This window comes from Vibrio sp. 10N.286.51.C3 (assembly GCF_003050065.1).
GTDB classification, from domain to species: domain Bacteria; phylum Pseudomonadota; class Gammaproteobacteria; order Enterobacterales; family Vibrionaceae; genus Vibrio; species Vibrio crassostreae.
This window is the reverse complement of the sequence record NZ_PIGC01000025.1, coordinates 23517-36072: the sequence shown is the minus strand read 5'-3', so window position 1 is coordinate 36072 and position 12556 is coordinate 23517. Positions and strand designations below refer to the sequence as shown.

At 45.3% G+C, this 12556-nt stretch carries 14 protein-coding genes; 1 reads left to right on the top strand and 13 read right to left on the bottom strand.

What is annotated here, in order from left to right; genetic code table 11:
* Positions 1–4: 4 nt before the first annotated feature.
* The 13 genes from CWO27_RS21265 to CWO27_RS21205 form a co-directional block, all read right to left on the bottom strand.
* On the bottom strand, positions 5–628 hold the full coding sequence (locus CWO27_RS21265) for a DUF3261 domain-containing protein (protein ID WP_048659797.1): 624 nt from the start codon (positions 626–628) through the stop codon (positions 5–7).
* A complete protein-coding gene (locus tag CWO27_RS21260; protein ID WP_107899476.1) occupies positions 625–2997 on the bottom strand; it encodes an MMPL family transporter in 2373 nt (790 codons plus the stop codon). Before CWO27_RS21260 ends, CWO27_RS21265 begins: the two co-directional genes overlap by 4 nt.
* A complete protein-coding gene (locus CWO27_RS21255) occupies positions 2969–3649 on the bottom strand; it encodes a LolA family protein (protein WP_107899475.1) in 681 nt (226 codons plus the stop codon). Before CWO27_RS21255 ends, CWO27_RS21260 begins: the two co-directional genes overlap by 29 nt.
* A complete protein-coding gene (locus CWO27_RS21250; protein ID WP_107899474.1) occupies positions 3636–4139 on the bottom strand; it encodes an acyl-CoA thioesterase in 504 nt (167 codons plus the stop codon). Before CWO27_RS21250 ends, CWO27_RS21255 begins: the two co-directional genes overlap by 14 nt.
* A gap of 72 nt (positions 4140–4211) precedes the next feature.
* Positions 4212–5756 carry an HAL/PAL/TAL family ammonia-lyase gene (locus CWO27_RS21245; RefSeq protein ID WP_107899473.1) on the bottom strand — a complete coding sequence of 515 codons (1545 nt, stop codon included), beginning with the start codon at positions 5754–5756 and terminating at the stop codon, positions 4212–4214.
* Positions 5734–7536 carry a glycosyltransferase family 2 protein gene (locus CWO27_RS21240; RefSeq protein WP_107899472.1) on the bottom strand — a complete coding sequence of 601 codons (1803 nt, stop codon included), beginning with the start codon at positions 7534–7536 and terminating at the stop codon, positions 5734–5736. Before CWO27_RS21240 ends, CWO27_RS21245 begins: the two co-directional genes overlap by 23 nt.
* Positions 7529–7891 (bottom strand): ApeI family dehydratase, encoded by a 363-nt coding sequence (locus CWO27_RS21235; RefSeq protein WP_048659801.1) that lies wholly within the window; start codon positions 7889–7891, stop codon positions 7529–7531. Before CWO27_RS21235 ends, CWO27_RS21240 begins: the two co-directional genes overlap by 8 nt.
* Before the next feature lie 88 nt (positions 7892–7979).
* Positions 7980–9368 carry an AMP-binding protein gene (locus tag CWO27_RS21230; RefSeq protein ID WP_107899471.1) on the bottom strand — a complete coding sequence of 463 codons (1389 nt, stop codon included), beginning with the start codon at positions 9366–9368 and terminating at the stop codon, positions 7980–7982.
* Between the two features lie 6 nt (positions 9369–9374).
* Positions 9375–9932: a septation protein IspZ gene (locus tag CWO27_RS21225; protein WP_017062274.1), complete on the bottom strand. Its 558-nt coding sequence runs from the start codon at positions 9930–9932 to the stop codon at positions 9375–9377.
* Positions 9932–10189 (bottom strand): acyl carrier protein, encoded by a 258-nt coding sequence (locus CWO27_RS21220; RefSeq protein WP_004739745.1) that lies wholly within the window; start codon positions 10187–10189, stop codon positions 9932–9934. Before CWO27_RS21220 ends, CWO27_RS21225 begins: the two co-directional genes overlap by 1 nt.
* Before the next feature lie 10 nt (positions 10190–10199).
* Complete coding sequence (locus CWO27_RS21215; protein WP_004736154.1) at positions 10200–10460, bottom strand: phosphopantetheine-binding protein; 261 nt, start codon at positions 10458–10460, stop codon at positions 10200–10202.
* A gap of 105 nt (positions 10461–10565) precedes the next feature.
* Positions 10566–11336, bottom strand: coding sequence for a lysophospholipid acyltransferase family protein (locus tag CWO27_RS21210; RefSeq protein ID WP_048661930.1), 771 nt, complete (start codon positions 11334–11336; stop codon positions 10566–10568).
* Positions 11336–12082: a beta-ketoacyl synthase chain length factor gene (locus tag CWO27_RS21205; RefSeq protein ID WP_170960835.1), complete on the bottom strand. Its 747-nt coding sequence runs from the start codon at positions 12080–12082 to the stop codon at positions 11336–11338. The genes CWO27_RS21210 and CWO27_RS21205 overlap by 1 nt, the downstream gene beginning before the upstream one ends.
* Before the next feature lie 72 nt (positions 12083–12154).
* Between CWO27_RS21205 and CWO27_RS21200 the strand changes: the two genes are divergently transcribed.
* A complete protein-coding gene (locus CWO27_RS21200) occupies positions 12155–12544 on the top strand; it encodes a hypothetical protein (protein WP_017062271.1) in 390 nt (129 codons plus the stop codon).
* The last annotated feature ends 12 nt before the right edge of the window (positions 12545–12556 follow it).

Below are 12556 nucleotides of genomic sequence, written 5' to 3'. Positions count from 1 at the left end.
GTGTTCAACTCTTACTTGGATTGTCGACAATCGTTGAGTTCAACGTTTGTATGGTGATGTTGTAGCCCTGGGTCAAATGTTTGAAAACAATGTCGCCTGCCGTTTTGTGTGTACCAGGATCTGTTTGGTAATCAATTTGAATGATTGCCTGTTGGTTTTCATCAAATACGGTTCTTGTTTTGTCGGTATCGACTAGGTGCCAACCTATGCTTTGTAAAGGCTGAGCCCATGCTTCAGCCGGCCATAAGGTAAGCATTAAATTAAATAGCACCTGTTCAGGTTGTGGCAAAGTTGCGCCAAGCCCAGACAAAACCTGCGTATCAATTACTTGATTCTGGTATTGCAGCGATAGAATGCGAGTACCCCAAGAGGAGAACCCCGCCAAAACCACTTTACCCGGTGTGACTTCGACTTGAACCGGAAGCTGCTGTGTATCATTTTCCCACGTAGCGCTAATCAACTGACTGGCTGTTAATGAGTATCCCAGTTCAGCTGGCAGTGGTAGTGCTAGATCGGTGTCTTGATCGATAGACACGCTCGCACCACTTGGCTGCTGAGAAACCATCGAGCAGGCACTCATTAGAATGCCCACTAGTATGGCGAAGGTTACCTTTAATGTCTGGATCATCTAAAAGCCTCTCGAGTAATTGGTCCTTCTACGTTTTTACTACTGTTGATCGCGAGTGGAGAAAGCAGCCAAGCGACAAAGATCCCTGTCAGAACCGTCACCCCGAAGCTATGAATAGCATGAGTCTGGCTCAGCGACAGTAAGCCGAATGAAAGTAGTGTTGTGAGACCTGACAAGGTGATCGCTAATAAGGTGCTCAGCGATTTCTTTTGCTCAGCAAAGAACAGGGTGTAGTCTATGCCAATCCCTAAAATCAGAATCAAACCAAGCAGGTTAAATAGGTTCAGTGTCGAGCCTAAAACTCCGGTCACCGCCAAACCTGCTACGCCTGCAATCAATGAAGGCAACAGCATTAACAGGCTTTGCTTCACACCATAGCGCCAGCCTAACAGCATGCCAATAGCTGCCAATGCTATCAATAACAGCTCGGTAATCTTGACGCGGTACTCAGCAAAAAGAGAGGAGATTTCATCCGCTTTATTGAGGTGTTTCACACCTTGCTTCTGAGCAAAATCTGACTCCAACCACTGTGAGAACAGCTCAGCATCAGTGACGTCTTTTATCAAAATGACCGACGCTGCTTGCCCGTCGATAGGTTTTAACCAAAGTGGTCGAACGGGTTCTGATACCGGAGACTCCAAAAATCCAGATACTGTGATTGGTTCGAATTTTGGTAGTTCTGGAAAGGTAGACCAACCGAAAGAGCTTTGTAATATATGACTTTGTTGGCTATAGAGTTGTTCAACCAACTGATAGTTATCATGCTGTTCTTGTTTACTTAACAAGTGTTGATTGATGCTGCGATACCCGGAGATACCTTGGCTATTGACCAGCGAATCTAAGCTTGTGGTGATTTCTGTCAATTTTTTGAGTAGCTTTTGGTCGCTCTGAGCTGTGACCAAAAGCATATTTTGACCACTGCCTAACCCTGATATCTCAGTAATGGCTTGCTCTTGTTGTTTGAGTTGTTCGGGCATAGCCTGAAGCTGGCGAATATCGTCGTCGTAACGAATTTGACTGAGTGACATCAAGCTAACGACAGTCACTGTTAACGGTAAGCCAATTCTAAATTTTGGGTTGCTCCAAAGGCTTAACCAAGTATGCCAAAGTTTCGACAGGGGAAGAGGGCGCTCTTGGCCTGGTTTTGCCGCTAAAACGGGGTACCAGCACACCACACTGGCGTAAGCTGCGATCAGTCCAATCGACGAAAACAGAGCCAGTTGCTGCAAGCCTGGGAATGGCGCAACCAGTAGCCCTAAGTATCCGATTAAGCTGGTGATTAAACCTAGAGTGATGGCAATGAAAATATGCTTTAGGCCTTTATCGCTCTGCCAGTGGCTTCCTGCGGCCAAACGGTCAGTGAGATAGTGAAAAGAGTAATCGATGGATACGCCAATCAAGCTAGCGCCAAACACCAAGCTGAATAGATGCACCTTACCAAAGATAGCGACAGTGCTTGCCAGTGCAACCAATAATCCTGTACTGATTGAGAGTAAAGATAAGGCAAGTGGTAGCGCACTACGAAATGTCAGCCACACCAATAAAATAACGCCTGCCAATGAGCCCAAACCAATGGTACTGATTTCTGATTTCGCGCTTTCGGTACCGTAATTGGCGTAGAACACCACACCAGTATGCTGCACCTTGACGCCAAATTGTTTTTCGACCTCGCGCTCAATTGAATCAAGATCTGGAAGTTGTTCTTGAATCGCCAAGCTATAAGGTGAGCCCGCCAGAGTAGCCGTGACTAAAATATGAGTTTGCTCATTCGACTGGGCCGTGAGATAGCCCTCTTTCAGAACAAAGTTACTTGATTGGACGCCAATAGCACTGATGTAGTCGCGAAATAACAAGAATGGGTCGAGAGATAACTCTGCTGCAGTGACGCCTGAGAATGGATTGTACAGAGACTGAATGACATATTGAGCTCGCGAATCAGGCGAGTGTGTCAGCGTCTCTTTTTGTTGTTGGGTCAGCAGTTGAGATCGGTGACGAAAATAGAAATCGCTCCACTGGCTTTGAGTGCTGGCGTTGATTTTACCTTGAACTTGCTTAAACAGAGTTGGCTGATTTGAAAAAGTTCTTTGGTTGAGGGCTTTTTCAAAAGCGTCAGTCGCAACCATGGTTTGTTCGATATCGGGAGCGCTTATGATAAATACCACTTGCTCGCTCATCGAGCTGGATATCTGCTGAAAGGCTTGCTCTACCATTGGGTCTTGCTGGTTTTCGGGCAGTAACTTTAGAATGTTGCTTTCAATCGGTACCGACGAAGAAAAAGCGAATTGTTTGATCAACAACCCGCTAAATAGCATTACAACAACAAGCCAAACAAGGGCAAGACTAGAGTTGGAATTGTTTCGCTTCAGCATCTGATAATACTTCCGGTAGATGGCTTAACTGACTGAATTCGATCACTGTGCTATCTCCACGAATCTCTTTCAACTCAATACGTTCAATATCGCTGTTGCCTTGCAGCGTGATCGCCTCAAACACCGCATTCATCGGTGCATTTTTTGGCTTTAGAGTCAGTGTCCATGCTTGTACATTTTCATCAGAGCTGGTGTTAGTTGCGGGCTCAAAATCGAGTGCGAACTGTTCCTGAAGTTTTTGCGTGTCCCCATGAAACACTGACAAGAAGATATGGCTGAAATAAAACGCCATTGGATTTTCTTTGTCGGTGATGATTTTTGCGGGTTGATCGGCAAACCTTTGGCTCAGTTTGTTATCGGTGAGCACTAAGTTCACGGGAAACGGAGTGGTTTGCGTCCAAAGTAGGCCACTTGATTTGTCTAACAGAAATGTACCTTGCGACGTTAAAGGCTGGGCGAACATCTCCATATTGCGTGTTTGAGTGAACTCACCACGCACAATACTATTCTCGCTGAGCACCGTCTGCAGCTCTGAAATAGAACTGACAGCTGCAGAGTTTTCTTTGGCGCCTACAAGGCCGCTTGCCATCATCGTAGTAAGTCCAATTAGCGCGATATTGATGTATTTGCGACTGCGTTTAAACAGATTCATGGTTCACCTGCTGTGGGTTAGAGGCTTGCGTTTGATGTTCAGTTGCTAGAGGTAAGCAACCAAATTGGTGCCAGTGTTCGACTTTGTCAGTAAACACTTTCGGTGAAGCGAAGCACATCTCTTGTTCTTCAATGGTGACGGCAACCTGCATGGTGTGAGCGCGTGTCATGCGAGCACCGGTGTTGGCATCGTGAATTTCGTAGTCAACACGCAAGCGGTTTTCCCATTCAGTCAACTTAGCCGTTACCTTAATCTTGTGATTAAACGGTATCGCCTTAATGTATTTCACGCGGGTATCGATGATAGGCCACATGTAGCCAGAATCCTTCATATCATGGTAGTTGTACTCAATCTTATCCATCATGATGCGCCTAACTTCTTCAAAGAATCGGAAGTAGTTGCCGTGATAGATCACGCCCATTGGGTCGGCATCTTGGAATGAGGTGATAAGCGTCACCTCAGATTGTAATGGATGAAGGATTTCAGACATAAATCGCTCTCAACAATATTGCGTAAAGGGTGGCTACTTTATGAAGTTAACTACTCTATGAGTAAAGTTCTTTTAATAAAGTGACCAATGCTGACTTTGAATACGAGCAATGAAGTGGCGTAGATCGCCTTCAAGTGGTCGATCTTCTACGATAAATTCAAACTCTTTAAGCACTTCGTCGCGAATGTGCTTGAGGTTCTCACTCATGTGGTGCTCATCAAGCTCATTGTGGCGCTTACGAAGTTCGAGTGCTTGTGTCCCCGCCAGTAGTGACGCTGCTGCCACTTGTTCGGTTAGCTCTAGAACGCGTAAACAGTCACGAGCTGCGATGGTGCCCATACTCACTTTATCTTGGTTGTGACACTCAGTTGAGCGAGAGAATACGCTTGCTGGCATGGTGTGTTTCAATGCTTCTGCTGTCCAAGCTGAAACGCCAATCTGTACTGCTTTAAAGCCGTGGTTGATTGGCTTACGTTCGCCTTCAGCACCCGTTAGGTTGAATGGCAAACCGTTGTTGAACTTGTAGTCCATCAGCTGAGCCATTTGACGGTCAAGCAGATCAGCAAGGTTCGCAACTGCAGTTTTTAACGTATCCATCGCCATTGCAATGTGTCCACCGTAGAAGTGTCCACCATGCAGTACGCGTTCATTATCACCATCGATAATCGGGTTGTCGTTGGCACTGTTTAGCTCGTTCTCGATCATTTGGCGTAGCCAAGGCAGAGAGTCTTGAACCACGCCGATAACATGTGGAGCACAGCGCAGAGAGTAACGATCTTGGAGTCGATCACTGTTACGTGGCGGGCGATCCGCTTGTAGATCATCGCGCAGCCATGCCGCAACTTGCTGCTGGCCTGGATGTGGTTTAACAGCAAATAGCGCTTCATCGAAGTGGAAGTCGTTGCCATGCATGCCGACAGATACCATTGCGGTGATCTTAGTTGATAGCTGAGCTAGATATTCCGCGCGTTTGTAGGCGATACAAGCCAGTGCCGTCATCACTGATGTACCATTCATCAATGCTAAGCCTTCTTTTGGCTTGAGCTTGATAGGGTTAATGCCTAACTCTTTGTAAACGTCACTGGTTGGGCGCACTTCACCTTTGTAGATTACATCACGCTCACCAATCAGTGCTGCGGCTAAGTAAGACAGAGGCGTCAAGTCGCCACTAGCACCAACAGAACCTTCTTGCGGAATACGCGGTGAAATATTTTGGTTGATCAGGGTAACGATTTGATTGAGCAGATCGTGAGTCACACCAGAGACACCTTGCGACAACGAACAAAGACGCGTTGCTAATACTGCACGAGCTTGCTCATGAGACAGTATTTCACCCAAGCCACAACCGTGGAAGCGTGTTAGATGCAATGGTAATTCATCAACAAGGTTTGGTGGGATTGCTACGGTACATGAATCTCCGTAACCCGTTGTCACGCCATAAATCACGCCTTCTTCTTTCAACAGGCGTTCTAAGAAAGCGACACCTCGGTCGATCTTAGATGTGAACTCGTTACTTGAATTCATCGAGGCTTTTGCGCCCTGTGAGATAGCGACAACATCCTCAATCGTGAGGCGTTCGGCACCAAAAGTGATGCTATTTGGATTCTTTTTCGTCATGGTGCTGGTTGCTCAATGTCCAAAAGTTAAAAAAGTTGTACCACTGAAGCGGTGCTTGCAGTGTGTAGTGCTGAAGTCGGTCTGCGTATTTCTGCACGACTTGCTGTAAAGATTGTTCGCGAGTCTTTCTTGGTAGCTCGATTTTGTCGCTAAAATGCTCGAAATAGACATTAAAATGCGGCTTAGATTGTGAGTCGTCACGTAGGCCAAACAGTAAAAATACGGGTGCTTTTAGCACAGAGGCTAACATAAATGGACCTTGAGGGAATGGAGCTTCCTTACCTAAGAACTCAGCCCATACTGAGCGGCTCTCTTTGCTGGTGGAAGTTCTATCGCCAACAATTACGATCCATTCTCCTTGCTCCAACTTCTGTTGTAATAAGATAGCCGTATCTGGCCCCATTGATGTCACTTGAATCAGGTTTAAATCAGACTGCGGGTTAACTGCTTTCATTACTGAATTAAAACGTTCAGCGTGCTCAGTGAAAACCAGAGCGTTGATTTTAATGTTCGAGTGTCTGCGACCCAAAGCTCGGCACAGCTCAATATTGCCAAGGTGAGATCCAAGGATTAGCACACCTTGCTTATTTGCCACCATGCTCTCGAACTGGTCTTGGCCATGAATAGTCAGGTTATCTGCCGAGAAATCACCTTTCCATGCCGCGAGCTTGTCGAGCATCGTATGGCCAAATGAAAGCAGATGGTTGTAACTGGTTAGTTCTCCGGGGAGCTCAATATTTTGCTGTTCCGTATAGGCTTTTAATTGGAATAGATATTGTTCGGAAGCGTTTCGCGCACGCTGGCCCGTCAAGTGGTAGTAACGCATCACACCACGCAGAATGAGGTTGAACACACCGCGACCTAACAGGGTATAAATGGCTAATAACAGCTTAATGCCTAATACTGTGCCGCGTTCTTGAGTGCGGGACCAGTGTGGTTGTTCAGAAGCTTGCGGCTCTGAATCAGTCGATAAATTTGGGTTATTATCAGCTGAATCGGATTTGAAATGGCGAGCAATCAGTTTTGGTGCTCTTGGCAGCATGCCGAAGAATAGACGTGTATGCATCCAACTGATTTTGACGTTATCCCACAGCGCATCGAAATGAGAGATGCCGTTCTCAGGATAGATAACGCGCGTTTCAACGAAGTCTATGTCGCAACCTTCCCAATACAGGCGAACCAAAATCTCGATATCGAAGTCCATTCTCGAACCAACATCGTACTTATTCAACACAGTTTGAGTTTGGTTGATAGGATACGCTCTAAAGCCACACATGCTGTCTTTAATTGATAAAGAAAGGGTTTCTATCCATACCCAGATATGTGTCGCGTAGCGCCCATAGAGCCTTGCTTTGGGTACGCTGTCGTCGTAGATAGGCTGGCCTGATATCAGACGTTGTGGCTTAGCTTGTGAGGCCTCAATCAATGTTGGCAAGGCTTCCAGGTCGTGTTGCCCATCAGCATCTATCTGAATAGCGTGGCTAAAGCCTAGTTGCTGCGCTTTTTTGATTCCGGCTTTTACTGCGCCGCCTTTACCTTGGTTCTGTTCAAGCGTCACCAAGGTTACGTTTGAATTCTCTGCTAGGGGAGACAGAAACTGTTTTGTTGTGAGTTCACTGCCATCGTCAACGATGATGATCGGTAACTCAAAATGATGGAGTGACGACACCACAGCCGGCATGGTTGCGCCATGGTTAAAGCACGGGATAAGGAAGCAAGCCTTGTAGCTGCTTTCTTTTGTGTGGTGTTGAGAAGTAGCCTCGACGGGAGTGCTATTCACTTTTCTCTCCCAGCTTCATTTTGCCTGAAGAGTGGGTCTGTTCACCGTTGTTTGAGGTGTAACTGAAGCTCAGCTTGTCTTTGTCAGCATCCCATTTGAGTGATAGCTGGATTGTAGCATCAGGCAGGATAGGCTCTTGGAACTTGATGACTTCCATTCCTTTAAAGAAACCAGGAACGCCTAACTCTTGGATTGCGTAGTGAAGTGCCCAATCAATTTGCGTGACGCCAGGTAGAATAGGGAAGCTCTTGAAGTGCCCCTTAAAATCGGTGATATCTCCGCTAACATGAAGTGTCAGGGTCGATTCATTTTCTACCGTGTCTACAGCAATGATGTTTGGTTTTCTTTTATCCATAGGGCGTGCTTAGAATCCTTGGGCAAATATTGGTTCTTTGACAAAAATATAAAAAGATAATCTCAGTGTAAAATACGATCAGCGGTTTCTATGATTTTATTAGCTGTTCTATGTGAGACGTTAATCGCTTGCCTTGGCTGTTGAGAGGAATCTCATCAACAATACGATACTTTCGTGGGATAGCGATTGGCTCTAACCACTTTCTGAGCTCTGTACGCAGCATCAACCAGAATTTGCCTTTGCTCATGGTCGATAGAGCGGCTTGGCCTTCATCTGATAATACCAAAACAGAGGCTAAGATTAATCGCTCAGGCTCCTCAAATGGAATCACCACGCATTCGCTTATCCAAGGCAGTTGCTCCAGTCGTTTCTCCACTTCAACCAGTGATACTCGTTTTTCTTCTATCTTGATCACGCGGTCGGTTCGGCCTTTCAATATGAATTGATTATCCGAGACCATTTCGCATTCATCAGCGGTTTGATACCAGCTATTCTTATCGATGTAGGGCGACAATAACTTAATGCAATTCTCACTGTTGAGACTAGCCTCAATACACTCAAAAAGTTGCCAAGGGGTTTGAGCGCTCTCTTGTTGGCGAAAGGCGATGCCACCGGTCTCTGTGCTGCCAAATACCTCGATAGGTAAATGTCCTAGTAGATCTCGTGACTGGTGAGCCGACTCGGTAGGCAATGGACCACCCGAAGAGAAGATTCCTGCAAGTTGTACCTTGTTGGTCTCATGCTTTAATCGTTTAAGTAGCGCTGGGCTGCTGATCAGTACACAGTTTTGATTTGCGTGAGATAAGATCTGTTCTGGGTATTCAAGGTTGTGTCGAGCAAATGGAACACCAGAGCATAGTGGCCATAAGATTCTAAACAGCAAACCATAGATATGTTGATGAGAAACTGTGCTTTGGATTTGGTTTCCCTTGAGTAACTCCCCCCAGTTCTTGTGTAACTGAGCGGTCTCAATATCGAGGTGTTCTAACGTTTTATCTATCGCTTTTGGCGTGCCACTTGAACCTGAAGTGAACAGAGTTAATGGGACTGTTGCCAAATCAATGGTCGTAAGATTCTCGGTTAGAGGTTTTTGTGCTTCAGTGTTTGAATCCAATAAGGTTTGGATATTACGAACGTCACTCACCTCAACTTCGCCAATCGAGTTATCAACTAGCAGGCAATCAAACTGCTTACTTAACTCAGCAAGCGCACATGGCTGGTAGTTGCCCGGTAAGATGATGTGTTTGTTGGCTGCTGCACATGCCAAAAAGGCCACCGCAAATAGGTAGCTGTCTTGGGTACAAATCGCGATTCGTTGAAAAGGGGATAAAGACAAAAATTGTACGAGTTGAGATAAGTAGTCGTTAAATGTTTGCCACGTAATCTCGCTATTGTCGTCAAAGCAGACAATAGATTCAGGGGCTCTGTCCTGGCTGAGAAGCTCAGACAACGAGGTGTAAGATACGGTTTGGGTCATAACAATTTAACTCTGACGAATGCGCTGTCTTACTACCCACTCTCCTGCAAAGAGTAACCCTGCAAACAGATAGCTGAGTAAGCCATTGTATAGGGTCCATACTTCTAGCGGTTGGAAGCAGGTGTAAAGGGCAATAGAGCCATTGATAACAAAGAACAAGCACCACACTTTGGTGACTTTTCGTGTGTAATCAACGCCACTTTGCGGAAGTTCAGGCTCTTGAAGGCGAGCAAGACGTTCGATAATCGTTTGTGGTTGCCATAGGCTCGAAGCGAATACAACCAGCATACAAACATTAACGATAACGGGATAATAGGTTAGCCAGCCGTGTTGCTTAAAGGCTAAGCCTAAAGCCAGCAGAACAATACCGGCACTTCCACTGATCCAAGCTAGGTGTTTTAGCTCTTTGATTTTAGCCTGACCGCCGGTGAAAATGCGTACAGCAAAGATAGCGGCTAAGGCAATACCAACGGTTTGTAAGCCAAACTTGTTGAGTCCAAAGTAAACCGCTATTGGATAAGTGAAAAGTATAATTGCCGACAGTAAAGTCAGCAGAGGACGCATTAGGCGTCCTTCAATAGTTCAACCACAGATTCGACAACGTCATTAACGGTGCGCACTGCTTTGAACTCTTCAGGTTTGATCTTCTTACCTGTGACGTTCTGTAGGTGAACGACCAAATCAACGGCATCAATGCTGTCTAGGTCTAGATCAAGATAGAGATGAGCTTCAGGGGTGATATCTTCAGCATCAAGCTCGAACAGCTCAATAAGCGCATCTTTAACCTGGTTGTATACTTCTTGTTGGTTAGCTTGTGTCATAAAGATCTGTCTAGTTATTCGTTTGAGAAGAGATGTAGTTCGCTAGATTTTCAACTGACGCAAAGTGCTGTCGAGTGTTTGAATCATCTGCATCGATAACAATGTTGTACTTTTTCTTGATAGCAAGGCCAAGCTCAAGGGCATCGATAGAGTCTAGTCCAAGTCCATCACCAAATAGTGGAGCTTCCGTTTCAATCTCATCAATGCTCATGTCTTCAAGGTTCAATGCGTCGATGATCAGTTGTTTCAGTTCGTTGTGTAATGTTTCCACTTTGGCCTACTTAATGCTTTATCTGAATGCTGCTTTAAAGGGGTGATTCTACATTATATGAGGTATTTTCGAAATGCCGATATCGCCTGTTATGTTATTGATACGCTAAATGTTTTCTTCGGAAGGGAAAATTGTTTGTGCAAGATGATGATTAAGGCGCCTTGCTGCCGAAGTTAAATTATTTGAGCCTTCAATAAATGGTTCGACTTCTATTTTACCTTTCACCGCGACATGAAAAAAGGGCTTCGACGCAGGAACTTGATACCATTTTTTCTCTTTCGTTAAGAATGTCGGAGAAACCGTAATATGAATCACGCGTAAATCGGTTTGTGTTCGAGTCGCGATTTGTGCCGCCCCACGCTGTAAGGATGGTTCAATTCCTGGCGTTGTGCGAGTTCCTTCGGGAAAAATCAGCAGGACATTGCCACGTGAGAAGCGTTCTTCACAGCGCTCTAAAAGATCGTCAGGGGCTTGGTTCGGTATATAACCTGCCGCTTTGACAATCCTTTTCATAAAAGGGTTTTCCCAAATGGCCGCTTTGACGAGGCAATCACATTGAGGAAGTTGGGAGGCGATCAGCACATAGTCAATCAAACTTGGGTGGTTTGCGACGATAATGCAGTTACGGTCGTTACGCAGTAGTTCTGCACCATCAATTCGGTAATCGATTGCTCCGGTGAACTTCATGATCTGGCAAAACGCATTGAATGAGAAACGGATTAATCGCTGTGCTTTAAGCTCTCTTTTAATGGTATTTGGAGTGGTTAGCGCGATAGTCGGTAAGATTAAGAAGCTCAATACTAAGCCACCCAAACCAAAGATGGTAAAGCAGAGGCCTGTCGCGAATACTCGCCAATACTGGTCTACTCTGCTCATTACGCTGTACCTGTCTCGGTGTTATTTACCCAAGACCAAGTTTGGTGCTTGCCAGCAATAGCCCACTTATTTGTACCTAATAAGATATGTTGGAGCATTTCTAACCCTTGTGGTAACACGGAAGATGCTTGGTTGGTCTCTACTGTCCTAGTAATAGAGCATTCACTGCCAGCGGTGAGCACTAAGCCCAGCGCATAATCAGCAAAGTTCTGTGTTTCGTACTCTTGGTAGAGCTCGGGCAGAGGTTGGTCGAAATCGATAACTAACACTCGATGCGACGGATATTGATGAAGGTAAAGATAAGCTTCGATCAGAGCGTTATGGAAAGTATCTTGCCCTGCGGCTATTGAAGTCAGTGGAATCGGTGCTTTGGCGGCAATGGTGGTTAGACCGGCTGCGGTATTATGTACCGACTGCGAGAACGCCATTGGTGAGGCATCGTCACCTTCTAATATCGACTGAATCAAAGTGGCGGTTCGATGCAACTCACCATGTCGGCTAGCAAAGACCAGATAATCAATCGAGGTGTCTTTTAATAGGGTTAACGCGGTTTGGACAGCAAGTTTGCTTTGCACACTCATTCGGCGGCGCATCATTGGAGGAATAGCTTTAAATTCAGTTGAGCCATCTTGTGGCCAATCTAAATTAGTGCTCCACGCTTGCCATTCAGCAATAGAATTGAGCCCCGCTGAATTTGCAGACCATTTCTCAATATTAAACGACATTAATTGGGATTGATTTGACATAGAGTATTGATTTGCTTTGAGTCTAACTAAATACTATGCGCGCTTATAAATAAACACAGATAAGGAATTTAAATGAAATTACTAAAAATAGCAGTTTCAATGTTATTCATATTCGTTCTTGCAGGATGTGGACGCGTCCAACCTGTAATGAATGTTGAGGATACTCCAGTTGCACTGAATCTTCAAAGTAAACAGGTTAAATCAGCTATTTCTGAATCTGCTGAAAATCGAGGCTGGTTGGTTTCAGAAATAAAGCCTGGTTTGATCCGCGCTGAATTGTATGTTCGTTCGCACCACGCTGTGGTTGAAATTCCTTATAGTGATAAGTTTTACTCTATTCTTTACGTTGAATCAGAGAATTTGAAGTACGACGATGGTGAAATACACCGTAATTACAACCGTTGGGTTAATAACTTAAACGTTGATATTAAACGTAAGCTTGCGCAAATGGCAGCTGAGTAACTCTCTATTATT

Coding starts and splice junctions, on each gene's coding strand:
- CWO27_RS21220 (WP_004739745.1), bottom strand. CDS start 10,189: ATGACACAAGCTAACCAACAAGAAGTATACAACCAGGTTAAAGATGCG.
- CWO27_RS21210 (WP_048661930.1), bottom strand. CDS start 11,336: ATGAGCAGAGTAGACCAGTATTGGCGAGTATTCGCGACAGGCCTCTGC.
- CWO27_RS21235 (WP_048659801.1), bottom strand. CDS start 7,891: ATGGATAAAAGAAAACCAAACATCATTGCTGTAGACACGGTAGAAAAT.
- CWO27_RS21260 (WP_107899476.1), bottom strand. CDS start 2,997: ATGCTGAAGCGAAACAATTCCAACTCTAGTCTTGCCCTTGTTTGGCTT.
- CWO27_RS21245 (WP_107899473.1), bottom strand. CDS start 5,756: ATGACGAAAAAGAATCCAAATAGCATCACTTTTGGTGCCGAACGCCTC.
- CWO27_RS21230 (WP_107899471.1), bottom strand. CDS start 9,368: ATGACCCAAACCGTATCTTACACCTCGTTGTCTGAGCTTCTCAGCCAG.
- CWO27_RS21265 (WP_048659797.1), bottom strand. CDS start 628: ATGATCCAGACATTAAAGGTAACCTTCGCCATACTAGTGGGCATTCTA.
- CWO27_RS21225 (WP_017062274.1), bottom strand. CDS start 9,932: ATGCGTCCTCTGCTGACTTTACTGTCGGCAATTATACTTTTCACTTAT.
- CWO27_RS21250 (WP_107899474.1), bottom strand. CDS start 4,139: ATGTCTGAAATCCTTCATCCATTACAATCTGAGGTGACGCTTATCACC.
- CWO27_RS21205 (WP_170960835.1), bottom strand. CDS start 12,082: ATGTCAAATCAATCCCAATTAATGTCGTTTAATATTGAGAAATGGTCT.
- CWO27_RS21255 (WP_107899475.1), bottom strand. CDS start 3,649: ATGAATCTGTTTAAACGCAGTCGCAAATACATCAATATCGCGCTAATT.
- CWO27_RS21200 (WP_017062271.1), top strand. CDS start 12,155: ATGAAATTACTAAAAATAGCAGTTTCAATGTTATTCATATTCGTTCTT.